This is a genomic window from Nocardioides sp. CPCC 206347 (assembly GCF_048654605.1).
Lineage (GTDB): Bacteria > Actinomycetota > Actinomycetes > Propionibacteriales > Nocardioidaceae > Nocardioides.
This window is the reverse complement of record NZ_JBMCYZ010000005.1, coordinates 454,957-478,509: the sequence shown is the minus strand read 5'-3', so window position 1 is coordinate 478,509 and position 23,553 is coordinate 454,957. Positions and strand designations below refer to the sequence as shown.

Sequence of the window (23,553 nt, the reverse complement as noted above, 5' to 3'; positions counted from 1 at the left end):
GAGGTGCGGCATGGCGATCACCGTTTCGGTCCTCGAGCCGGTCGTCGCCGGCGCGGTCGTCTATCAGCGGCTGGCGCCAGACAAGATCGGCGGCCCGGCACGGGCGCGGATCTCGCTGAAGGTGCGCGTCACCGGCGAGGGCAAGCTGATCACGGCGAGGCTCGGGTCGGACCAGATCTTCAGCTCGCCGGACGGGCTGGCTCTCCCCGCCGAGTTCCAGAACTGTGACGCGGCCACCCTCGTGCTCGACGAGCCGCTGAAGCCGTCGTACCTGCTGGAGGTCACGGTCCAGGTCGGTGACACGACGTCCGAAACGGCGTCGGTCCCGGTCACCCTGGTCCCGCACACGAACGTCAACGGCCCTCTCTCGTGGCCGGGCCTCGGTGACGAGCTCCTTCCGAACGAGGCCTGGGGAGCCTCGGCCGACCACGGGGCCGGCTTCCAGGTGTTCGCCCTGGACACCGCGATCGATGGATGGGACGGCACCGCCTGGACCGACCGCTGGGTTGCAGCGCCCGACTTTCCGTACGACTACCGCGTCTTCGGTCGGCCGCTGCATGCGCTGACCGATGGCGTGGTGGACCTGGTGGTCAACGACCACCCGGAGTGGGAGAGCCGGACTTCCAGGGACGCCATCTGGGCGGCGGCCAAGCTGCCCGACGGATCGATTGACTGGTCGAAGATTCCGAAGAGCCCGACGACGGGGAAGTACGACGCCGGCGGCAATGTGCTCTTCGTGAGGTCTGGCGAGGAGATCTGGCTCGCTGCTCACCTCCAGAAGGGATCCATTCCGCCCCAGCTCACGGTCGGAGCGAAGGTCACCCGTGGGCAGTACATCGGAAAGGTCGGCTTCTGCGGCAACACCAGCCATCCGCACACGCACATCGACGTCAATCGGCTGCCGGCAAACTATTCGGGAACCGGCTTCAACGGCCGGTTCCCGCGGCCCATGGGGTTCTCGAACCTGTATGCGCTGACGGTCGCCGAGGCCCACACTGCGGCGGTCCAGGGCGCGATCCCGTCAACCTCGTGGACAGCCTTGAGCAACCAGACGGCGTCGCGGAAGCGTGACCTGCTGTATGCCGGACCGACCCCTCCTGTGTTCCATGCCGGGCCCGGTGGCAACCAGGACGCTGCGATCTACACAGCCATCTGGGACCCGGGCAAGCACATCGACCTCTGGGTGGCGAGTCCCTCCTGGGCCGCGCTGAAGGCCAAGGCGGTAGCGCTCACCGCGTCCGATCGATTCGACATCGTCGGTGTCGAGGCCAGTCCGATCGCAGGCCAGACCCACCTGGTGGCCACGTTCCGCTACGGCGAATCCGGCGGTCGACTGGTCTGTCAGCAGGGCTGGACCGCCTTCCACGCCGAGATCAGCAAGCTCATCAGCCAGGGTCAGGTGCTCACCGACCTCACGTCGTACACCGACGGTGCGACCCGGACGTTCATCGGCATCGTCCGCCCCGGTGCAGGCGGGCTACCTCCTGTCCAGGTGAACGGCATCGCCGCCTTCGCGACCAAGGCCCAGGCCTTTCACCTCGAGGGGGTCAACGTGATCGGCCTCGACACCTTCGTCGAGGCGAGCGGGTCTGCTGTCGTCGTAGCGGCGCTCCAGAGCTCGAAGCAGTCCCAGGAGGTGATCACCGGTGCGTGGTCCACGCTCACCAGTGCGCTCGCCACCAAGACCGGAATGCGGGTGGCGCTCATCTCCTCCGCCCCCAAGATGATGTACGGCCGGGACTTCGTGGCGGTCCTGGTGCCGACCTCGCAGCCTGGCCAGAAAGTCGAGCGGATGACTTCCTTTCGTGCGGTGATCCGGTGCAGCGAGAAGTACCGGCCCGACCGGTGGCGGCTCAGCTACCTCCACTGCGAGAAGGGTTGAGCCACGCCCGCCAGCCGCCGTACGACGTGATCTCACGGTCGGGGTCGACACCGTCGGCCGTGCAGACGAACCCGAGCACCTGGCTGCCGTCGACGAGCTCGACGGGCCCGATTGCCAGGGGTGGCGCGATGGTTCCCATGAAGCCGGCCAGGGCCGCCGCAGGCAGTCGCCACACCTCGACCTCGATCCCCTCGCCGACCGGCTTGCCGTCCGTGCGGGTGAGGCCGGGCCGGGGGAGTGGGCCGTCGACGACGTACATCCGGTAGTCCGTTGCGGTCCGGGTCGTCGTGACGAGGGTGCCGCCGCGGCGCACGAGATCGGCGTTGAGCGGTTGTCCGGTCAGGTGGGCGCCGGCCACGGCGACCAAGGTGCCTTCCCGTTGCTCGACCTGTTGCTCGACCCGGTGCTCGACGAGGTCGAGCAGGGCGTTGTCGCAGCCGGCGGGCGCCAGCAGTTGTACGCCGAAGGGCAGCCCGTCACTTCGAGCGGGACCGGGGAACGCGACCGCACACAGGTCGAGCAGGTTCGTCATGTTGGTGAACTGGCCGAGCCGGGTGTTCACGCCGATCGGATCGGCCGCGACCTCGGCAAGAGTCGGATGCGTGGCCGTGACCGGGAGGAGCAGCGCGTCGACCTGCTCCCAGATCGGCTCGGCGTCCCGGGCCAGCTCCGCGAGCCGGTGGAAGCCCGCGAAGGCGTCCGCTGCGCTGAGGTCCCGGCCCTTCGTCACGATGGTGCGGACCGTCGTGTCGACCGTCGGATCATCGGTGAGCGCCTGCCCGAAGGCCAGCCATCGCTCGGCGAGCCAGGGACCTGAGTAGAGCAACGCAGCCGCCTCGAGGAGCGGTGAGATGTCCACACCCACCGCTCCGTCCGTCTCGGCGATGGCCTGTTCCCAGGCCTCCCGGTGCAACGGATCGAGGTCCAGCTGGTTGGTCGGGATGCCGATGCGCGGCCTGTCCCCGAACGCGCGCTGGGCGGTCCGTCGCGCGTACGCGTCTGCTGGGTCGAAGACTGCGATCTGGTCGAAGACCCTCCTCGCCAGCGGCACCGAGCGCGCCAGGACCGTCGTACAGTCCAGGGACCGGCAGGCGGGGATCACGCCGGTGGTGGAGACGAGGCCGCGCGTGGGCTTGATGCCGATCAGCCCGTTGAACGCCGCCGGAACCCGGCCGCTGCCGGCGGTGTCGGTACCGAGCGCGAAGTCGACCTCCCCGGACGCGACGGCCACGGCACTGCCCGAGCTGGAGCCCCCGCTGATGTGCTCGTCCGAGAAGACCGAGTGGCAGGCGCCGTACGGCGAACGCGTGCCGACCAGGCCCGTGGCGTACTGGTCGAGGTTGGTCTTCCCGACCGGTACCGCACCCGCATCGATCAACCTCTGTACGGCGAACGCACTCGTCGGAGCAGGCGACGAGTTGCGCGGATCGCCAGCTGTGGTGGGGCTTCCCGCCAGGTCGATGTTGTCCTTGATGGCGAAGTGAAGGCCGGACAGCGGCCCCGGCTTCCCCTCGAACGCCGCGACCTGGTCGTCGGACAAGCGTGAGATGAACGTCGTCACGACACCCACCGTTGCCTTTCTGCGTCGAAGGCTGCGCGTCGTTGCGCGCGCAGCGTGGCGATCTCTCCGGCGGCTTCGGCCTCCAGCTGGTTGACCTCGGCCACGGAGAAGGTGGCTGGCCGGGTCACGAGGTCGGCGCGACCGGCCTTGATGTCGGCGCGTTGCTGCGCCAGCTCCTCGGCGCTGACGGGATGGAAGCGGATCCGGTCGAACTGTCGGAGCAGCCACGGCTGCTCGTCGCGTTGCTCCTCGGCAAGTCCGGGTAGCCGCCAGACCGGCAGCGTGCGGCCCACCAGCTGGTAGCCCCCGGGTCCCTCCATGCCGTAGATGCAGAGGTAGATCCCGCCGATGCCCACGGCGTTCTGCGGGGTCCAGGTGCGAGCAGGGTTGTACTTCGTGGTGACCAGCCGGTGCCGTGGGTCGATGGGTACGGCGACGGGCGCTCCGAGATAGACGTCGCCCAACCCCACGACGAGATAGGTCGCGGCGGCGACCACGTCGAAGACGTCCGCACGATCCGTCAGGTCGTTGACCCGCCGGATGAACTCGACGTTGTCAGGACACCACGGCGCGTCCGGCCGCACCGACGCCGCGTAGCGGCGCATCGCCTCATGGGCCTCTGGATGGTCGAACGCGATCGGGAGCGAGACCTCGCGAGCGGGGACCGTCACGGTCGCCGGATCGGCCAGACCGCCGGCAAGGACGGCCAGGTGCTTGGCCAGGGTGTCGAGCCCGAGTCGGGCGTCGTCGACCTGGACCAGCAGCGACCGGACGCCTTCCACGATCTCGGTCACGCCGTCCGGACGGTCGTTGCGCAGGGCCTGGGCCAGCAGGTGGATCCACACCCGGATCCGCAGGTCGAGCTCGGCGGGTCCTGCCTCGACGAGTAGGTGCCGGTCGCCCGACCTCCTGATCGTGTACGCCGGCGAGGTGCCGTCGGCGTCGTACGCCTCCAGTTCGAGGGGGCGTGCAGCCGTCGTCGACACGGTCTCGAGCCGTGGCTGTTCGTGGAGCGAGGCCAACACGGCTCGACGGTGCTGCATCGCCTCGGCAGCGGCCTCCGGTGTCGTGGGGACCAGGCGCACGGAGTCGCCGGGACGCAGCTGTCCGAGGATCCACCGGTCGGCACCGATCACCACGGCCGGCACGACGAATCCACCGAGCGACGGGCCGTCCTTGCCGACGATCACCGGGGTGTCGCCGGAGAGCATGATGCCGCCCACCGGGTACGCCGAGTCGTGCAGGTTCGACGGATGCAGGCCGGCCTCGCCGCCGTCCTCGCGAGCCCAACCGGGCGTTGCGCCGACCAGCCGCACACCGGTTCGGTCGACGCGGTGGTCGACCGTCCAGGTCTCACCGAAGAGGGCTTCCACGCCCTCGAAGGTGAGGTGGGTCGGCGCGCCGTGTGGCCCGGGGATCACCCGGAGCGCCCAGTCGGACGCCAGTTCGGGGAGCAGGGCGGTGACATCGGCCGGTGCCGACTGGTTGCCCAGCCGTCCCAGCGGTACGACGTCGCCGTCCGCCAGCGGCCGTCCCTCGAGGCCACCGAAGCCACCGAGGATGAACGTCGAACGGCTGCCCAACACGCGGGGCACGTCGAGCCCACCCTGCACGGCGACGTACCCGCGGAAGCCGGGTCCATCGAGGGGGCCCACGTCGAGGACGGACCCGGCGCGCAGCCAGACCACCGTGCCCGGACGCAACGGGCGGCCGTCGATCGTTGCCCGGGTCGCGGCGCCGCCGACGCACACCTGTCGGTCGGTCGAGACCGTGAGGACCGGCCCGCGCACCACACATTCCAGGCCGGCGGCACTCCACGAATTGCCCACCGCCGCGTTCACCAGGGCGAAGGTGAACTCGTCGAACGCGCCGGACGGCGGGACGCCGACGTCCCACAGGCCGGTGCGGCCCTCGAGGTCCTGGATGGTGGTCTGGATGCCGGCGCTGATGACGGTGAGGCCCGTCATGCGTCCCACCACCCGAGCAGCTGCACCGGGGTCGGGTTCCAGCCGTTGCAGGGGTTGTTGAGCTGCGGGCAGTTGCTGATCAGCACCAGGATGTCGCGGCTGGCGACGATCTCGACGTACTTGCCGGGCGCGGAGACGCCGTCCTCGAAGCTCAGGTTCCCGGCGGAGTCGACTGGCACGTTCATGAAGAAGTTGATGTTGTGCCCGAGCTGGCGCTGCCCGATGCCGGCAGCAGCGCCGTACGCCAGGAAGGTCTGGCGGCACGCGTGCTGGTGGCGCACGTGTTCGCCGTACCTGATGACGTTGGACTCCTGCGCGCACGCGCCGCCGATGGTGTCGTGGCGACCACAGGTGTCGTCGCTGATCACGGCCAGCTCGTCGAGACGCGTGGAGAGCAGCCGCGACCCGGTGGTCAGGTAGACCGCGCCCTGCTCACGGATCGTGTCGAACGCGGAGTAGCGGTTGTCGACGTCGTCGGCGTCGTAGAGCAACGTGTCGACCGCCTGGTTGCCGTGGGTGTCGACGATGCGGAGCCGACCGCCCGAGGGAACCCGGATGAGTGCGCCGTCGCCGGGCTGGACGACCGTGTCGAGCACGGTCGCCTGGAGTGTGGTGGTCATGCCGCGAGCCTCCTGGCCTGCTCGAGGGCGCGGGCGCTCTCGTCACGGAAGTTCCAGCTCGGGTCGTCGTCGGTGAAGGGCTCGGTCAGGGCGACGCCGATCCGGACTCCGGCCGGCGCGTACGGCGCTGTCGAGAGCGGGTGCGGCGTCGTGGCCAGGACGAGCAGCACGTCGACCTCGGTGCGCAGCGTGACCGTGTCGCCCTCGTGGGAGACACCGGTCAGCAGGCCGAGCGTCCCGCGGGAGTCGTCGGTGATGCCGACCTTGCTGAAGAAGTTGACGCTGCCGTGCAGGTCGGCCTCGCCGAGCCCGTGCTTGGTCAGCTCGCTGACCAGGCCGGTGCGGGCGGAGCGTTTCCAGTCGTTCCGGTCCACGGCGTACGACGACGGTCCGAACCTCTCCAGGTGGGCATCGGCCCCGAACCCGGTCAGGCAGTCGTGACAGTCGAGGCTGGAGGAGGTGACCGACGCGAGGGCGACTCCGCGATCGGACATCAACACCATCGGCGCCTTGATGCACGCCGACATCTGCGACTTGAGGGTGTCGGGGACGTTCAGCCGGTCGAGGCGGTCCGGACCGAACAGCAGTGTGGTCACGCACGCCTCGTCGCCCAGGGCAGTGAGCGTCACCTGGCGACCGGCGCGGATCGCGAACGACCAGGCCGCGCCGCCCGGGACCTCATGGGTGAAGCTGCTCATGCCTCCTCCTCAGCGGTGCGCAGGCCCGGGAGGGCGAACGAGAAGGACGGCACGGCCTCACCGAGGCTGCGGTGGTAGTCCTTGCGCTGTACGGCGTACGCCGCGACTCCGCCGAGACCGACCACGGCGAGCGTGATCAGCGGCAGGTAGTGGAGGTACCAGCCCTCGCCGGCGGGGTCGTAGACCTCCGCTCGCGGCATGGCCAGGTTGATCGCCATGGCGATCCCGTAGACGACCGCGATGGCGTTGACGAGGATGCCGAACCGTCCGAGCGAGAAGAGCTTCTTGCCGTTCTCGTCGAGGCCGTCGAGCAGGGGAGTGCCGGTCAGGCGGCGGTAGAGCAGCGGCGCCGTCACGAGCAGGTAGGCGATGTAGAGGAGCATGATGCAGACACTCGCCAGGCCGAGGAAGAGACCGGCGTTGCCGACGTTCACCACGAGGCAGAGACCGGCCAGGACGCCCGGCACGATCGTGGCCAGCACGGGCGTGCCGGTCTTGTCGGAGACCTTCGCGAGCTGCTTCGAGTACGGCAGCACGTTGTCGCGGGCCATCGAGTAGATCATCCGGGCGGCGGCCGTCTGGATGGCGAGCGTGCACACGCAGACGGCGAAGGCGACGTCGAGCAGCAGGAGCTTGCCGGTCGTCGTACCGAGCTGGCTGGTGAGGACGTAGGGGAGTCCCTGCAGGCCGAGGTTGCCGTCGGTGACGCTGGGGGCGGCCATCAGCGCGGCGATGATCAGGAACGCGCCACCGAGTCCGGAGGCAACGACCGCGCGAATGATCGTGCGAGGCGTGGTGGCCCGCGGCTTGTGGGTCTCCTCGGAGAGCTCGCCTGCGGCGTCGAAGCCGACGAGCACGTACGCCGCCATCAGCGCCGAGATCAACAGCGGGACGACGTAGCCGGTGGTGTTGTCGAGGTTCGTCGTGTGGAGGACGACCGACGGCCCGCGCTCGGCGTGGCCGAACAGGAGGATCACCAGCAGGACGATGCCGACCAGCTCACACGTGACACCGATCGAGTTGACGATCGCGGTGATCCGGACGCTGACCGCGTTGAGGGTTGTCGTGACCACGAGCAGGATCACACCGAGGAGTACGGCGTTGCTGGCGCCCGACTTCGACGAGAGGGTCGGGTCGCTGCCGATGAGCTGGAAGCCGCCCCACACGGCGGGGAGCACGACCTGGAGCGCGATGGCTGCAGCAGCCACCGTGATGATCTGTGCGATCACCATCGTCCAGCCGGCGAACCAGCCGACGATCGATCCGCCGAGTCGCCGTGACCACTGATAGATGGCGCCGGACAGGGGATAGCGGGCCGCGAGCTCTGCGAAGCAGAGGGCGACCATGAGCTGACCGGCGAAGACCAGGGGCCAGGTCCAGAAGAACGCCGTACCGCCGAAGCTGAAGCCGAGGCCGAACAGCTGGAAGACGGTGGTCAGGATCGAGACGAAGGAGAAGCCGGCAGCGAACGACGCATAGCTGCCGACGCGCCGGGAGAGCTGTTGGGTGTAGCCGAACGTGCCGAGATCTACGGCGCTTGAGTCGGGAGATGTGGACAACTGTGCCTCCGATGGGTAGGCCCAGAACGCGCACGGCAACTCGGGGCCAGTCGGCCTCCCGGGCTTTTGTCCCGCCGTGGAACGGTCGTACATCCCTGTGCGACCGCCTCCCCTCTCGGACCAGGCCCTCCGTTGCCGGAGACGGAACCCTAGGGGCGCCCCGCCGATGTCAGCGGGTCGGGAACAGTTCAGACGGCCGTGGTTTCACCGCGACGCTTGTCGAGTAACGGTTCTGTTTCCAGTCGCTCACGTGTGAGGCGCGCACCGGAGGTTCAGATGGACAGGTCTGCAATGAGCCCGTCGGCCAGGGTGAACCGCTGGTCCAGGTCGAGTACTCCGCCCGGAAAGTCGCCCTCGAGGTGCGTGGAGACGACGTATTCCTGATCGCCCGTCGGCTCCACCCGGGTGATCTCCGACGTATAGGTGAACCGGGACGCCACACCCTCGCGCCAGCCTCGGATCTCAGCGATGCCTTCGTAGTCGTGGCTCTCGTCGCGGACATGGGCGTCGGGCTGGAAGCAGGCGAGCAGGGTGTCGAGGTCGCCGGATGCCGAGGCCTTGTAGTACCGGTCGATGACATCGGGGATGGTGGTCATGGGCCGAACCTAGCGAGGCGCACCGACATCGGTCGGCGCGTTGGAACCCGTGATCAGATGCGGCGCAATGACGACGTATGAGTCCGACGGAACGGTTGCAGCATTTGGTACGCGTCCGTTTCAGCAACATCGCGAACTCGGACGCGGTCGGGCGAAAGTACTGAACGGCAGGTCATCCCGCACATAGAGTCGAGTCCGTGTCAGACCACGAGATCAAATTGGATGGCCAGACGTGGGACTTGCTTGCGCTCCGGTCAGCGCGCTCAGACAATTCGCTTCCAGCCCTCCTGGACCGTGCACGTGTCGGCGAACGACTTGGGCCAAGCGCGATGCTGGGTCTTGCGGCATGTTCGACGACGTCCAGCCTCGCTGACGCCCGGTACGTCCTGAGAAGCGACTTTGGTTTCGACGCGGCCCGCGCAAAGGGCGCAGTCGCGGTCGGCGGCTTGATCAGCTCTGCGACTGTCACCAATGACCCGTTGGGCTTTGTTGCCGACGTCAAGATGTCACCATCTCAGCGAAACAGGGTGTGTGGTCGTCTTGGTGGGAAGCCGGCAGCCGACGCCGTTGGGGACAAGTTGAGTGTGGCGGCCGCAATGGCGAACTGGGACTCGCGAAAGTTCCGTCGCTTTGCACTGGATGCGGCCCGCACGAATGACCCGGCTGTTATGGGTGTGTCGGCTGCGATCGGTGCAAGCATGCGCCGTCATGACCCTCAAGGGTTCGCATCGAGACTGACGGCGTCACAGACCTACCCCCTTGCTTCGGGCCGGAACACCAAGCTTGCTCAGCGAGCAAACGATGTTCTGACCGCCGCGTACACGATGTCCTCGCTTGATCCCAGCGGGCTGGCTCTAGGGCCTCGCGCATGGAACGACGCGCCACCCACCTGGCGTGAGTCAGCGGCACCATGGGTGTACGCCATCCTCGACGAGACCAACGGCGCTGCCGTCGCTCATCTCCTAAATGCCGTCCATTCTCGGGGACTGAACTTCGTTCAACCTGGAGCGAGTCCGTTCCACTTTTTAGATAGCCAACAGGAACTAACTGAGGCGCGTCTCCGGCTCCAAACGTTCTCCGGTCAACTGACGAAGTGGTTTGACCGACCGATGTGGTTCGACGGCGGTGCCGGTCAGGTGCAGGTCCTGCTAACCCAAGATGAAGATCGCTACATGTACGCCTGGGTCGGCGTCAACGGGATGGGGCTCCTAGTCGCATTCGACCTGCTAGATGGGGTGCCCTACGGACCTGACGTCGCGGGCGTTCGAGCGGCGCTCGCACTTGCGATTGGCTGGTATCTCGACGTTTCCGTATCACTGCGGATGTCCGCCTCCGGCACGCATGCCGTTCAGAGATCTGCCGCCGGAACGGTCACAACTGGGGCCCGGTATGTGCCATTGCCGTCGTTTGTGCGTCATGCCAACTCGATGAACAGCGGGACGAAAGCTCCTCCGCGGCTGCACGGTGTCGTTGCACATGTGCGCACGTTTACCAACGGCTACAAGCCCAGCGCGCGTGCCCGGCAGAATGCGCCGAAACGCTTGCAGGCAGGTATGCAATCCAATCAAACGTTCGTGCGGGCCTATATGAAGGGCCACGGGAACCTGGCGCTTCTGACGACACACCTTTCGAAGTACTCGGCGTTGGCAGACGTGATTGCGGGACTACAACGCAGATCCGGGTGAAAGGCGCCGGCGGCATCTGACCCGAACATTTCAGGCCGCGATCCACCTGCAGGCCAGACCTGCATCGACCCGATCGGTACACGGCGGAATGCCCGCCTCAGCCGATGCTGTTGTCGCGTCACACGGTGCCGGCACCTGAGGCTTCAGAACGTGCCTGCTGTCGCGCTATGGGTGGGGGTGCGAGTCTCGGTCGGCGATCATTCGGTTCACCTGGCTCGTAACGAACCTGTGCCATCGGCTCGGGTTCATCAACATCCCGTGGCCTATGTACCCCCGTGCGAGGCGCCCCAGACCTTCAGAGCCGATCTCCTGATAGTCGACCGAGATCGCTTGGGTTGTCGCCCGAGCACAGTAGGCCGTTGCTTCGGCCGCCGTAGCGTGGGGATCCCCAGGGTTGATTGCAACTGCGAGGTGGCGATGGGCAAGGGTGTCTACGGCTTCATCGGCCGGAAACCACGGTGTTAGACCGATGACTCCAGCGACGTGAGGTTTTCCTGCAACGCGTACAGCGACCCGCGCTCCCATCGAGTGTCCGATGAGCACGACGGGTACGCCCGGATGGTCGACAGATGCTTGCTTGATGGCTGCTTCCGAATCTTCGACCTGGGTGCTTCCCGGAGCGCCCCCGATGTGGGCCCAGTTGTCGAAGCGAAACCGTGTCAACCACAGTGCAATCCCTTGATCCGCCAATTGGTTCTTGATGCACCAATGTAGATAGGCGGCCCGCTTGTACGACGCCGACCACTCGCCAACTTTCCTCGTGCCTTCTTCTGGCGAGCCTCCGTGAAAGATCAGGGCGACAGCGCGGATCGAACCCCTTGGGGTGTGCTTCATGCGAACAATGTCAGTCATCGGTGTCCGCGCTTGTGTGTGGGAAGTTCGATTTCGCATACTTCGCCACTGCCGCGGTCGAGGCAACGTTTACGCCGGCGCCGGCGATCCCACCGGCGATGGGGACGAGTTTGGTCATGTTGACGACCCCCTTGGTGCCGGCCTTGGTGATGAGTCGGAATCCCACTGCCTTGTTGATCTCGATGAACACTTGGCCAGGAATTTTCTTGACGGCCTGCATCGCAAACTTGTTGCTCAGGTCCACGCCGAACTTCATTGCAACGCCAGTGCCCGTCGAACCCAGCAGGCTGAGTAGAACGACGCTCCGTACTTCTTCGCTGTCCAAGTTGTAGCCGCGAAGGTGGGCAATCGATGCAGCGAGACGTCCTTGCTGGATGTAGAGGACCGAGACGTCAGCAGGAATGGCGACGGGCAAGGTGATCAGACCTCCCAATCCAGTCGCGAATCCCGACGCGCCCACGATGCGCTGATGGGTGCGTGTCAGACGTTCGATAGCCAGGGCCCGGTCCCCGTGCTGAGCCAGGTGATCCTCCGCGATTGAACGAGCGCCGCTGATCGGTCCGAATCCGTCGATGCCAACTTTCAACACCTTGTTTACCAGCGTAGATCCGAGGTCCTCTGCTGTCACGACGGTCTCCCTTTGTCTGTCGGGCCCTAGAGTGACGAGGCAACGTCCCGCTCTGCCGGCGCCTGACGAACAATAGCCATTGGGCCCGACAGATATCTGGGCTCCCGACTCCTTGGCCGAGGTGCTCAGCGAAGATGGTTGAGGTTGGACGTCGCAACCGCCAACGAGTCCTTAGGCGGCGGAATGACGCACGCGCGAGCTCCGCACCCTGGATGGGGAATTCGGGAGTCTCCATCCAACGGATTTCCGCGGCGTAGTCTCGGCACACGCGCGGTGAACTGCCGCTCCCAACACTCCCAGGAGCACGATGGCGATCGAACACGACGAGCACTACTACCTCTGCGATGACTGCAATGGGGAGGGTATGGCTGACGTACAGGTCTCAGAAGACGGAGAGACCGAATGGTCCTGGTGCGCTGGATGCGGTGATGGCATGAGCAAAGGAACGGGCTACATCGAAGGTGATGACGACGACTGTGAAACCAATCCCTGCGATGTGGCTACTGGAGCGATGACACTTTGACCCGCAGCGAGGCACGCGATCTCATCTGGGCTGCTGATTGAGCACGCGGACAGGACTGCACACCCGCCTACGTGCTGTCGCTGCGGGCTTGCGACCCAACTCAGACCTCGACGACCACGATGTCGGGATCCGTGTCGGCATCGTCGAGTGGGTAGTCCCCAGGGTTGGACATGTGTAACACCTCGGCACCTGTGTCGTAGTTGCTGAGCATGACGAGGCCGTACTCCTCGGCTTCCTCCTCGGTCTCGAAGCGTTCGTCATCTTCCACTTCCTCGCCATCGGCAAATTTCAAGACAGCTTTGAACATCGAATCCTCCGAATTCGTCACTTGTGGGCGTCACACTAACTCGCTGCCAAGTCGCTAAGGGCTAAACCTGACCCACCCCTCCGATGCTCGGGATCAGCCTCGGCGAAGCGACGCGCTGCCCTAAGCCCAAGTCACAGCTTGGCGGCCGAGCGTACGCGCCCGGGGCGCCTGACGGCGGCGGTGACATGGCTTGGGTGGACATTGGGACACCGGACGCAGACCTGCAACAACTCCAACGAAGAGCCGCGGTTGCCGGAGCGCGAAGACGACGAGTGCGACGGCCCGGGCTAGGACACGATGATCGTGAGGATTCACTTACCTGACGGCCAACGCGGCGATGGGACGCAAGCATTAGGAGCTTGCTGCCTTCGCGCTCGATACCTGCCGAATGCACGGGTGTAGCGATAGTTACGGTGCCCCGAAAATGTCCTGGCGCAGGTCCGCGTACACGTTCATGTCGGTCGAGAACAGCGGGGCCAGGGTCGCCTTTGCGAACGCTGTCCAGTCGCTTCCTGCCCCTGATAGGGTGAGCAACCGGCGGATATCGTTGTAAATTTGTCCTGCGGCTTTCTTGAGATCGTCGGGATCGTGGCCCTGCTCGATGCTCGCCTGCAATGCGTCAGCCTTGATTTGCTTGACCTGTTCGACCGCATCTGGCCGCTCATTCTGCTCGCAAAGCGCTGTCAAGATTTCATCGTCCAAGAGGAATGCTTCGATATTGCGCCGGCTGAGGACTCTGATTCCCGTGGCCGCAAGGTCGGAGACTTCGGCGGCATTCAAGAGATCTCGGTCGACGACGCGCAAGATGGTGGTGCCGGAAGCGATGGTTTGTATCGCCCGGCCGGCCTCAAGTGTGCCATCGCGAACATCGTTGCTATTGCCGACCGACAGAAAATCAGTGTCGGGAAACTCCTTGGAAAAGATCTGTCGATAGCAACTGGCGTCAAACTCCGCTCTCTTGTCGTTATTGTTCTTGGCGGGCCGCCCCTCGCAGAGAACGATCCGTTCAGGCGCCATTAACTGTGCGAGGTCTCCAAGCGCGACGTCAAGCGTCCTCGCCCAGAACTCCCGCGATGGAACAACCGGGTGAATGGTGGCTGCCGAATCAAAGTCCACACCCTGTAGGTCGATGAAGCACACGCTCCCAGGTGATGTCTTGGTCATCTCCCACGCCTTGCGCATGAACCCGATGCTGTGGCTCGCGACGACCATCTGAGAATCGGCGGGCAATAACTCCACCAGCGTTTCAAGAAGCGCGCCTTGGATCCGCGTATTCAGATGGGTCTCTGGTTCGTCAATGCACCAGATTGAGTTGTCGAAATACTCGCCCTTTACCACCGCGTCGAGGATTAGGTCGAAGGTCGCCTTCTCGCCCGCGGAAAGGTTCTTGTATAAGAATCGGCGAGACGAACCCTTCGAAAAGTAGAATGTCCCGACCGAGTCGGCGGTGCCCGCTACTCCGCCGACTCCGTCAAGTTGGAGATCGGGGAAAACCTTCGACATTGATCCTCGAACTTTTCCGATGATGCGATCTCTGAGTTCAAGTCTGGTCATCTGATCGGGGAGGGTATCGCTGTACACTCCCTCTAGAGTCTGTAAAATCAGTCGCTGGTAGTTATCTGAGACACTTGCGTCGGTATCAATAAGGCGCGTCACTCGAGGCTGGTCAAGCGGAGATGCCATCCGATTGATGCCGGGAATATTGAAGTCCGCCTCGTTGCGGAATGCGCTTCGAACGTAGACGAGTTTCTTGCGGTCTTCTGGGCCAGCGGGAACTGGTTCGTGAAACTCTAGCGTCACGTGCTCTGGCCAACTTATTGACTCAGTCCCGGCCTTTGCACCATAGCTCTCGTCCCACCCGTGGCCAGCCCCGCCGTTTGCCCAGTGCCAAGTCTTGAGCCCATCAAACATCGAGGACTTGCCGGAGCCGTTCGGTCCGGCAAGCACAATTAGCTTGGCTGATGCTGGCAAAGCCTCGATGCTCAGGTCAGTAAATCTCTTGAACTTCACGAAGTGAAGACTCTTAAGGCGCACGGTCGGCTCGTTCCTGGTGAAGTGGTCTGGGTTACCAAGGTGCCATGGCGGTTGAGAGGTGTCTGACCTTTCCAAGGTCGACGCGCGTCTCGCCACCGAGCGCGCGCTGCGGACCGCGCCGCTACTGGGCGGTCTGACGCACGTTGTCCGCCAGCGGTTTGCGTCGGGCCCCCGCCCTAGGTTCCCGTCATGAGCCCGTTCGAAGTCGTCCCGGGTCATGTCGACTCCACGGTGATCCTGCATGTGCCCCACTCGTCGACTTCGATCCCCGCACCCGTTCGTGCCGGCATCGTCCTCGACGACGATTCTCTTGCGGTCGAACTGGCCGCGATCACCGACGCCGACACGCACCTGATCGCCGAGGGAGCCGCGGCCGCTGCCGTCGTGCGGCCGTGGATCTTCGTCAACCGCGCCTCGCGGCTGGTGGTCGACCCGGAGCGGTTCCCCGACGAGCGCGAGGAGTTCAACGAGGTCGGGATGGGCGCGGTCTACGAACGTACGACGACCGGCGCTGTGCTCCGTACGCCCACTCCAGAGCAACGGCAGGCTCTGATCGATGAGTTCTACATCCCGTACGCCGACGGGATTTCGCAACTCGTCCGCGACCGGTTGGCCGCACATGGGCGGGTGACAATCATCGACGTCCATTCCTATCCGCTAGTGCCGAACCGCTACGAACTGCACGCCGACGGACCGCGCCCGGAGATCTGTGTTGGCACCGATGCCATCCACACGCCGGACGATCTTCGCGACCAAGTGCTCGACGCCATGCGGGCGACTGCGCCCACCGGCGACGTCGGCCTCAACTCGCCGTTCTGGGGTTGCTACGTGCCTCTGGAGCAGTACGGCACGAACGACGCGGTCCGGGCAGTGATGCTGGAGATTCGGCGGGATGTCGTTGCGCACCGCTTGGACGCACTCGTCCACGGTGTTGGGGTGCTCGTTTCGACCATCGATGCGTGACGGGAGCCTGTTCGAGTGTGCGGACAGAATCGCGCGTTTCGGTCGGAGATCGCCGGTAGCCTGTCGGCTCGCGGTCGGCCTACGCCAGCAGCGGTCATCTCGGTTGAACATCTGTGGGGGAACCATGTCAGCGCAGGCCGGAGACACGTTGGGGTCGGACGAGTCTGAGTCGTATCGATTCGTGCGCCGCCATAGGCGACTGCTCGGCTCGCTCGGGGTACTTCTCGTGCTGGCGCTCGTCGCTGGCTTGGGACTCAAGGTCTGGGGTCTGCCGTACCTGGAAACCAGGCAAGCCCGGGATGACGCGAACGCTGCCATCACTGCTTTGCGTAACGGGGACTTGGGCGAGTTGGATCGGCACCTGCGCGATCGCCGAGCTGATCCAGAGTTTGCCTACTACTTCGCGAAGCGAGCCACGCCTCGGGACCTCGGCGACATTCTCGCGTCAGCGGACGACTCGGACCTGGTGGCCGATGACGACGCTGCGAACTCGGACGCAACCACTTACGAGCGCGCGCTGGCGGACCTTGCAGCCGTTCTGTCGCTGGCCACTCATGGAACGGGTGACCTGGCCCTCCCTGAGTCATGGACCGACAACTTTGCTTTGGCCACGACAACGCCTGAACGCCTGTACCCCGACACCTCTGGCAATGCCGAGCGTGTGGCTCAGGATGTGGCCAACAAGCAGAACCTGCTCCTGGTGCTCTCCCGTGGCTGGTGGTCGACGGAGTTCCTGATGGTGATGACGAAGGCCTATTGGGATTGGGAGCATGAGCCGGACAATCAGCTCCCAAGCTTTCCGGGCGCCATCCCGGCGCCGGATGCCGGTCCGTGGCCCGGGCGAACGGAGAAGGGCGGGAAGTACGCTCCGAGCCCCGACGGTACCTATCTCACGGATGGCATGGTCGCCTTGTTGGCCGCGTTGACCGCCAATCCCGAAGCCGCCGGGTGGGCTTTTGCCGGATTCCAGGACGGCACCAAGACATTGAGCTTGGGTCAAGATGGTGACCGCTCCGTTGGCACATTCTCGGCCTACGTCTTCTTTGAACACGTCTACGCGACCTCGCTCGGCGGTGGTGATACCTCGGGAGTCACAGCTGGCTACACGGCCCTGATGTCTGCGATTCAAGCCACGGGAGGTTCCTACGCCGAGGGCGCAATCGGGCCGGCGGGTGACCTTCGTATCCTTCAAGCCGCACGAGAGGCTGCGGAGTCTGACGAGGCAAGGCAGGACCCTGACCATTGGTACGAGGAGGTCGGCCACGCGATCGCAAGCTGGGGTCACTCTGCGCTCGACATCGTTGGTCTGCTTCCGCTCGTCGGCGACACAGCCGACGGGATCAACGCGGTCTGGTTCGGCATTGAGGGCGACTGGAGCAATGCTGGTCTTTCCTTGTCGGCCATGGCGCCCTTCGTCGGGCATGCCGTAACGGCCGCCAAAATCGCCAAGGTTGGTACCAAAGGTGGCGCCAAGGCCGGTGCCAAGGCCGGTGCGAAGGCTGGCGCCAAGGCCGGAGTCAAGGCTGGCCGCAAGAGGGTTGACCGAGAAGGTCGTGCCGTCAGCGACAGCAGTGACGGTGGGAAGCTTCTTTCCGCGGGTACGCCCACCGGTGACGGAACCTTTGACTTTGTTGACGGCCACGCTTTCCTTGCGGCATTGGCGGTACCCGTGGAGCGTGTGATCTACAAATACGGCTCGACGAGGTACGAGGTTTCATCCGTCCACAAGGACCTCACGCTTCTCAGTGGGCCTGATCGGGAAACAGTCGAGCGTGGCCTCCCGGACTCGTCGGACACTCTTGCGGAGCAACGCTGGTTCTGCGTGTCGACCCTTTGCGATCTCGTCGACCAGACCCAGGAGGAGCAGGGGATACGCGACTTCGAAGAGCAGAATGATGTCGACGTTGTCCGGGCTGGGGTGCTGGCGCGAGTTGATGGGTCCGCAAGCCCACGGTTCTACGATGGCGTCTTTCGAAAGCAGGACGGCACGTATGGGGCGATTGAGGTCAACAGCGATCGGTCGACGCGCACCGTCGACCAGTGGAGCTTCGACGTGCTTGTCAGCGCCGATAACCCGGCACTTGCCGCTCTGGAAGGTGAGCCGATCAAGATCACATCGGTCGCACTTCAGCCAGTCCGCCGGTAGAGCGCGGCCGGCCGGCCCCGCAGGTTGGTCGCGAGAACCGGCTCGCCCTTGCGAAGCACTGGCTCGAGCATCGGCTTCATCCGCCGGTTGAAGTTGTCCTTGTGGAGTTCGTCGCCCACCACGGCCTCGTGGACCTTGCGGAGTTGGTGGAGCGTGAAGGGCTCGGGGAGGAACCCGTCGGGGTCAGGGTGGATGTCGACGTACCGGAAGCGGATCTCGTAGCGCTCCCGCAACGCCCGCACCGCGGTGGAGACGATCTCGTCGTGGTCGAAGAGCAGGGGCCCGGGTTCGGCTAGTTCTCCTGCGGGCCTGACGTCGACGAGGTCACCGTGAGCGTCGATGAGCACGCTCTCGTGGACCGACAGGGAGTGCCCTGCTGAGATCACCCAGGTGCGGTCATCGCGGGAGGGATCGTCGAAGAGCCGCAGCAGTCGGGGTCGTACGTCGTCGGTGGGCTCGACGCCGACCTTGCGGCGCAACACGTCTTCGACGGTCTGAGCGACGGTCCAGCGTTCACGGATGAAGCCTCCGGGCAAGGCGCGGCCGGATGGTTCGGCGCGGTCCTGGACGAGGACTTTCAGTTCGGGGGTTGTGTCGGAGGCTCCCGTTACGGTGAGCACAGCGAGATCGACGGTGACACCGGGGCGGGGATAGGACTCAAGTCCACGAGGTGAAGCCATTCCCGCAGATTAGCGCGATTGGCGTGCTAATGCATAGCGACAACGACATGCTAAAGGAGGCTGCGATGACGAACGACAGCCACGGCGGAGCGCCCGCCGACGAGACTTGCTTCGACGACTGGTCGGAGTTCGAGAGCCTGCTGGCGGGCTACGTCGCCAACATGCTCGACCCGGACGGCCGCGACCACCTGATCCTCGAACTGCCCGGCGACGACGAGAGCGGAACAGCGCCGTACGCCCAGTTCGCCGGGTTCGGCAGCGGAACCATGCTCCGCGGCGAGATCAGCAGCAACACCTACCTCGGCCGCTCCTTCCTGCTCGACGAGCGCGGTCGGCTGCTGCTCGAGGACGCCGGCTTCACGCTTCAGCACGACCACGCCGGAGACCCGTTGAACTGGGCCTCGGATCGGCCGGTCGGCGAGGCCGTCGCCCTCGCGAGCCAGGTCGTGTTCGCGCTGCGCGACGTGTTCGGGATCCCACACCCGCACCTGTTGACCTGCCAGGCATGGGGGCCCGCCGCCGCGAGCGTCGGCGGGCTCGGGTTGTCCCCGAGTGACGAGGTGCCTGCCGACGTCATCCCTCCTCCAGCCAATTCGGACTACCGCCGGCGCCAGAAGACGGCGTACAAGCCGAAGACCCGGGAGAAGTTGGTCCAACTGGTCGGCAGCGTGATCCGGGACAAGTACGACGGTGAGCCGGTCATCGACGAAGACGGTGACTACGTCCTCGGGCACATGGACCAGAGGGTCTGGGTGCGCGTGCGGGCCGACCAGCCTGCAATCGAGATCATGGCGAGGGTCGTGCACGAGGTGCGGTCGCGCCGCGGCACGGCCGTGGAGATCGGCATCCTCAACCGCGACCACGCCTGGGCGAAGTGGGAACTCCGCGAGCGAGCCGTGTGGCAGCGGCTTCTCGTTCCAGGATTCCCCTTTGTCCCTGTCCACCTCGATGCCATGCTCGATGTCTTCCTGACGGCGATGACCACGACCCGCGACGATCTGGCCCTCCGGGTCGGTGGAAGGACTGCCTGATGGACAAGCTCACCTCAGCACAGCTCGACCGCGCTTGCGGCGCACTCCTCGGATCGGCGGTCGGCGACGCACTCGGCGCCGGCTACGAGTTCGGCAGTGCTCGGCTGGGCCCCGACGGACCGTCGATGATCGGCGGCGGCCTGGGCAACTTCGCGCCGGGGGAGTGGACTGACGACACGACCATGGCGTGGTGCATCGCCGACGTCGCTGCGTCCGGCGCCGACCTGCGAACCGACGAGGCACTCACGCAGATCGCCCGTCGGTTCCGTGACTGGTATGACACGGGTCCCTCCGACATCGGCATCCAGACGAGCCGCGTCCTACGCGAGGTCGGAGCAGAGCCAACGAGTGCAACGATGCTCGCGACGTCATACGACCTGCACCAGCGCACCGGTCACACTGCGGGCAACGGCTCGCTGATGCGGACCGCCGCCGTCGCGCTACCGCACCTCGACGACCCCGACGCGGTGGCCGACGCCGCGCGCAAGGTGAGTGCACTGACGCACTACGACCCCCGGGCGGGAGAGGCGTGCGTACTCTGGTCGCTGGCAATCCGGCACGCCGTCCTGTTCGGCGAGCTCGATGTTCGGGCCGGTCTCGACCTGCTCGATGACGAGGCCGCGGCGTACTGGTCGAAGCGGATCGACGAGGCTGAGACGCGCCAGCCCGGGCACTTCAACCCGAACGGCTGGGTCGTTGCGGCATTCCAGGCAGCCTGGTCGGCCATCGTCCACACGCCCGTGCCAACCGGCGCTTCCGAGTGCCGGCAGTTCGGCGACGCGCTCGCCACCGCGATCGCGATCGGCGACGACACCGACACCGTCGCGGCCATTGCCGGCGCGCTGCTCGGTGCCCGGTGGGGAGCCTCCGCGGTCCCTGCCGAGTGGCGCCGGGTTGTGCACGGCTACCCGGGATTGCGCGGCGAACGACTCGTCGAGCTCGCCTACCTGGCCGCCAACAAGGGACCCGGCATCTACGACTGGCCCGTCGCGTCGCGCATCGACTACTCGTCGTACGGAATCAACCGGACGTTCGTGCAGCACCCATACGACGACGGTGTGTGGCTCGGCGACGCGGGCGTCCTCGACGACCTGCCGAAGGAGGTCACCGCGGTGGTCAGCCTCTGCCTGGTCGGGAGCGAACAGGTGCGGCCCGGTGTCGAGCACGTCGTGTTCCGTCTCATCGACAAGGCGGGCCGGTCGGAGAACATCAATCTGCCCTTCGTGCTGGCGGATGCCGCTCGGACGATCGCGACGTTGCGCGACGAGGGCCACGTGGTCCTCCTGCACTGCGTGGCCGCTCAGAGCCGCACGCCCACGGTCGGAATCGCCTACGCAATGTTGCGCGGAGTTCCGGTGGCCGAGGCGACGGAGCGGGTGTGCGGTGCACTGCCGGCTGCCGCCCCGAACCAGGGTTTCCAGGCTCTGCTCAATGCCAGGGACGCGTTCGGGTTCGGTGGAACGGCTGGACCGGCGGGAGGCGCCGACGGCGCGAGTGGGTTGGTGTTCGCCGACATCACCGAAGTCTTGAAGTACTTCGAGTCGTCTGGTCTGGACGATCTCGGAGGCTGCATCGCCGACCGCGCCGACATCGACTTCGACGTATACATGTTCGAGGACGACGGGATTGTCCTCGGCATGAGCCACCCCCACGGGATGCAGGCTTTCGTGCTCGAGTTCCCGATGACCGAGGAAACGTTCTGGGAGTACGTCAATGACCTCGAGGATCAGGTTCTCGAGATGTGGGAGGCGGCATCAGACGACTCCTAACTGCAATTTCTCGGTCCCCTGCTCGAGGAGTTAGATCCCCTTGTCTACTTCAGGCAGCGCATCGGACTCGTTCGTGGCACGACCAGTCGGTGACGGGTTGGCGGACTTGCGGAAGGTCGTTAGTCCGTGGCCTTGCCCGGCACGTAGTCAACCGGCTGCCCTGAGTCCGCCCAGGAGAGTCGGTTCTCCCAATCGGGGGTGGGTAGAAGAGACCAGTAGGAGATCGTGCCGTTGTAGGACCAGTGCCCTGTCGCGGGACCGGAGTGGTACTTCACCACGCCCGCACGATCGAGGTTGCCGAGTGTTGCGGCGAGGAACGCCGACACGGTGTAGCGCTTGGGGGCGAGTGCGGTGTGTCCGTAACGGTCGATGAGGAATGCCCAGTCCTTGGGGTTCGCCAGCGCATAGGCGCGCTCGAAGACGCCGTACTCGATCCACGTCCCGACGAACTGATGCAGGACAGCCGGTATCTCGACGCCGAGGCCAAGTTCCTCAGCGATCCCGCTGAGATCGGTACCTGGCGGTGGCGGCGGGGAGTTGATCCACGAGAAGGGACCGGGCACCACGTGGTCGATCCGATGACAGACGAACTCGGTGCCGACCTCGTCGCTGATCCAGACCCCGTGGACCTCCTCGAAGGAGTGCTGCGGGCAGACCTGAAATGCCATGGGATTCCTTGTGTCGGGTGACTGAGGACAGTTTGCACTGTTGCGTGGGTCGCTGGGTTGAAAGCGACGATCCTCGCGTCGCGTACGGCGGACTCGGCGTCACGGACTACCTCCGATCATCCATGAGCATCTGTTCGGACCGCGCGGCCTCCGGGTCAAGAAAGTCGCGTCGGAGGTCGGACTCCACTGGCGCGACGAGGACGCCGGTGGACTCCAAACGCAGTTCTAGTTGCTGGAAGCCCGGGCAGCCGGAGCCGAGTTGCCCGGACGGACTGGCGGTGCCCTGATTCCAGACGTAAACAACCTCAGGGTTGAAGATCGAGTTGCTGCCAGAACCGCTCTCGAAGGCGGTACCGGATGTGCTCACTGACGTCGTACATCCCGAGCGCATCCGACGCGTCGAGAAGTAGGGCACGGTCGATGTCCCGCGGGATGGACGGCTTGCCTCGCCGCAGGTCGAGGACGTCAGCGGTCGATGCACTGCGTCGGAAGGCGGTCAGCACGCGGCTGGCGACCCCGTCGATCTGTTCGTCGTAGTCCTCGAGGTCGTCGTCGTAGCCGGGCATGAGTTGCGAACGTCCACCGGTCTGAGCGCTGTAGGCGAGTACGGCGGACGGTGCGATCGGCGCTGTCGTTGGGTGGCGCGCGATGCTCGCTACGTCGAGCGGTGAGGGCGCTGCGGCGGTGCCTTTCGTTGCCGCGGGTGCTGCCGCTGCTGCAGAGGTCACAGGTGGAGCGGGCACCGGAACTGGAATGACCGGGCGGGGCACCTCGACCTTCATCACCGCATTGTCGATCAGTTCGCCCGACAACACGTCGAGCTCGTCTGCCGCGCGCACGAGGTGACGGCTGACTCCATGCGGCTTGCCGTCGGCGTTGGGAACCGCGACGACCACCACCTGGACTCCGTGAACCTGTGCTTCCTCGACGGCTTCGGTCAGGTCGTCGTCGCCGGTCACGAGGAAGAAGACATCCGCAGCGCCGTTGCGCGCATGAGCGACGAGGTCCAGGCCGATCCTGAGATCCACGCCCTTCTGTTGCCCGTCGACGCCGAAGCGCCCGAGTCGCAGCTTCACCTTGGCGAGTTCGCCGATGCGCTCTTGCTGGACATCCGGTACGCCGTTCTTGGCGGAGTCGTACCAGTGCACCCGCAACACTGGCAGCCCGGACTTCTTCTCGGCTTCGGCGACGAGTGATTCTACGAGCTTCGAGAACTCGACGTGGATGCTCGCACGTAGCGAGGTACCGGTCACGCGAGTGGCAGCCGACGCGAGCAGGTAGCCGACGTCGACGTACACGGAGCAGGTGGATCGCATGGCCACACCATGTCAGCCACGTCCGACCGAATCACGTGCTTCGACGACAACATGGCAATCGGGGTCCG

Annotated in this window: 20 protein-coding genes and 1 riboswitch; of the genes, 7 read left to right on the top strand and 13 right to left on the bottom strand. The window is 65.4% G+C overall.

Translation table 11 applies throughout. The annotated features are described in order from the left end of the window. The first annotated feature begins 10 nt into the window (after positions 1-10). Positions 11-1,882 (top strand): M23 family metallopeptidase, encoded by a 1,872-nt coding sequence (locus tag ACOACQ_RS19190; protein ID WP_378600002.1) that lies wholly within the window; start codon positions 11-13, stop codon positions 1,880-1,882. Here the strand turns inward: ACOACQ_RS19190 and atzF are convergent. From atzF to ACOACQ_RS19160, 6 genes are all read right to left on the bottom strand, one after another. After that, complete coding sequence (gene atzF / locus ACOACQ_RS19185; protein WP_420289058.1) at positions 1,854-3,443, bottom strand: allophanate hydrolase; 1,590 nt, start codon at positions 3,441-3,443, stop codon at positions 1,854-1,856. The two genes, ACOACQ_RS19190 and atzF, sit on opposite strands and share 29 nt — an antisense overlap. Continuing rightward, positions 3,440-5,410: a 5-oxoprolinase/urea amidolyase family protein gene (locus ACOACQ_RS19180; RefSeq protein ID WP_420289057.1), complete on the bottom strand. Its 1,971-nt coding sequence runs from the start codon at positions 5,408-5,410 to the stop codon at positions 3,440-3,442. The genes atzF and ACOACQ_RS19180 overlap by 4 nt, the downstream gene beginning before the upstream one ends. Continuing rightward, positions 5,407-6,030, bottom strand: coding sequence for an urea amidolyase associated protein UAAP2 (locus tag ACOACQ_RS19175; RefSeq protein WP_420289056.1), 624 nt, complete (start codon positions 6,028-6,030; stop codon positions 5,407-5,409). The genes ACOACQ_RS19180 and ACOACQ_RS19175 overlap by 4 nt, the downstream gene beginning before the upstream one ends. Next, positions 6,027-6,728 (bottom strand): DUF1989 domain-containing protein, encoded by a 702-nt coding sequence (locus tag ACOACQ_RS19170; protein WP_420289055.1) that lies wholly within the window; start codon positions 6,726-6,728, stop codon positions 6,027-6,029. Before ACOACQ_RS19170 ends, ACOACQ_RS19175 begins: the two co-directional genes overlap by 4 nt. Then, the gene (locus tag ACOACQ_RS19165) at positions 6,725-8,287 is read right to left on the bottom strand and encodes an amino acid permease (protein ID WP_420289054.1); all 1,563 of its coding nucleotides are present in this window, start codon (positions 8,285-8,287) and stop codon (positions 6,725-6,727) included. Before ACOACQ_RS19165 ends, ACOACQ_RS19170 begins: the two co-directional genes overlap by 4 nt. Before the next feature lie 53 nt (positions 8,288-8,340). After that, positions 8,341-8,451: riboswitch (guanidine-I (ykkC/yxkD leader) on the bottom strand. A 108-nt stretch (positions 8,452-8,559) separates the two neighbouring features. Continuing rightward, entirely contained in the window at positions 8,560-8,883 is a 324-nt protein-coding gene (locus ACOACQ_RS19160) for a nuclear transport factor 2 family protein (RefSeq protein WP_420289053.1), read from the bottom strand. A 197-nt stretch (positions 8,884-9,080) separates the two neighbouring features. On the opposite strand from ACOACQ_RS19160, the gene ACOACQ_RS19155 reads away from it, so the two are divergent. Then, on the top strand, positions 9,081-10,568 hold the full coding sequence (locus ACOACQ_RS19155) for a hypothetical protein (RefSeq protein ID WP_378599521.1): 1,488 nt from the start codon (positions 9,081-9,083) through the stop codon (positions 10,566-10,568). Positions 10,569-10,733: 165 nt separating this feature from the next. Here the strand turns inward: ACOACQ_RS19155 and ACOACQ_RS19150 are convergent, their stop codons facing one another. Together ACOACQ_RS19150 and ACOACQ_RS19145 are read right to left on the bottom strand one after the other, a co-directional pair. After that, positions 10,734-11,402 carry an alpha/beta fold hydrolase gene (locus ACOACQ_RS19150; RefSeq protein WP_420289052.1) on the bottom strand — a complete coding sequence of 223 codons (669 nt, stop codon included), beginning with the start codon at positions 11,400-11,402 and terminating at the stop codon, positions 10,734-10,736. Between the two features lie 10 nt (positions 11,403-11,412). Continuing rightward, complete coding sequence (locus ACOACQ_RS19145) at positions 11,413-12,048, bottom strand: EcsC family protein (RefSeq protein ID WP_420289051.1); 636 nt, start codon at positions 12,046-12,048, stop codon at positions 11,413-11,415. Between the two features lie 307 nt (positions 12,049-12,355). Here ACOACQ_RS19145 and ACOACQ_RS19140 point away from each other — a divergent pair, with 307 nt between their 5' ends. After that, a complete protein-coding gene (locus tag ACOACQ_RS19140) occupies positions 12,356-12,571 on the top strand; it encodes a hypothetical protein (protein WP_378596025.1) in 216 nt (71 codons plus the stop codon). Positions 12,572-12,671: 100 nt separating this feature from the next. Here the strand turns inward: ACOACQ_RS19140 and ACOACQ_RS19135 are convergent, their stop codons facing one another. Together ACOACQ_RS19135 and ACOACQ_RS19130 are read right to left on the bottom strand one after the other, a co-directional pair. Next, complete coding sequence (locus tag ACOACQ_RS19135) at positions 12,672-12,878, bottom strand: hypothetical protein (protein ID WP_378596024.1); 207 nt, start codon at positions 12,876-12,878, stop codon at positions 12,672-12,674. Positions 12,879-13,286: 408 nt separating this feature from the next. After that, a complete protein-coding gene (locus ACOACQ_RS19130; protein WP_420289050.1) occupies positions 13,287-15,131 on the bottom strand; it encodes an AAA family ATPase in 1,845 nt (614 codons plus the stop codon). On the opposite strand from ACOACQ_RS19130, the gene ACOACQ_RS19125 reads away from it, so the two are divergent. Further along, on the top strand, positions 15,102-15,875 hold the full coding sequence (locus tag ACOACQ_RS19125) for an N-formylglutamate amidohydrolase (protein WP_420289049.1): 774 nt from the start codon (positions 15,102-15,104) through the stop codon (positions 15,873-15,875). The two genes, ACOACQ_RS19130 and ACOACQ_RS19125, sit on opposite strands and share 30 nt — an antisense overlap. Positions 15,876-15,999: 124 nt before the next feature. Beyond that, a complete protein-coding gene (locus ACOACQ_RS19120; RefSeq protein ID WP_378606038.1) occupies positions 16,000-18,021 on the top strand; it encodes a hypothetical protein in 2,022 nt (673 codons plus the stop codon). On the opposite strand, the gene ACOACQ_RS19115 is transcribed toward ACOACQ_RS19120, so the two are convergent. Next, the gene (locus tag ACOACQ_RS19115) at positions 18,003-18,503 is read right to left on the bottom strand and encodes an NrtR DNA-binding winged helix domain-containing protein (protein WP_420289048.1); all 501 of its coding nucleotides are present in this window, start codon (positions 18,501-18,503) and stop codon (positions 18,003-18,005) included. The genes ACOACQ_RS19120 and ACOACQ_RS19115 overlap by 19 nt on opposite strands. A gap of 263 nt (positions 18,504-18,766) precedes the next feature. Between ACOACQ_RS19115 and ACOACQ_RS19110 the strand changes: the two genes are divergently transcribed. Then, a complete protein-coding gene (locus tag ACOACQ_RS19110) occupies positions 18,767-19,732 on the top strand; it encodes a T3SS (YopN, CesT) and YbjN peptide-binding chaperone 1 (RefSeq protein ID WP_420289047.1) in 966 nt (321 codons plus the stop codon). Continuing rightward, the gene (locus ACOACQ_RS19105) at positions 19,732-21,501 is read left to right on the top strand and encodes an ADP-ribosylglycohydrolase family protein (protein WP_420289046.1); all 1,770 of its coding nucleotides are present in this window, start codon (positions 19,732-19,734) and stop codon (positions 21,499-21,501) included. The genes ACOACQ_RS19110 and ACOACQ_RS19105 overlap by 1 nt, the downstream gene beginning before the upstream one ends. Before the next feature lie 119 nt (positions 21,502-21,620). On the opposite strand, the gene ACOACQ_RS19100 is transcribed toward ACOACQ_RS19105, so the two are convergent. Together ACOACQ_RS19100 and ACOACQ_RS19095 are read right to left on the bottom strand one after the other, a co-directional pair. Beyond that, the gene (locus tag ACOACQ_RS19100) at positions 21,621-22,169 is read right to left on the bottom strand and encodes a hypothetical protein (protein ID WP_378596066.1); all 549 of its coding nucleotides are present in this window, start codon (positions 22,167-22,169) and stop codon (positions 21,621-21,623) included. Positions 22,170-22,474: 305 nt separating this feature from the next. After that, positions 22,475-23,485, bottom strand: coding sequence for an NYN domain-containing protein (locus ACOACQ_RS19095; protein WP_378596065.1), 1,011 nt, complete (start codon positions 23,483-23,485; stop codon positions 22,475-22,477). Positions 23,486-23,553: the final 68 nt, after the last annotated feature.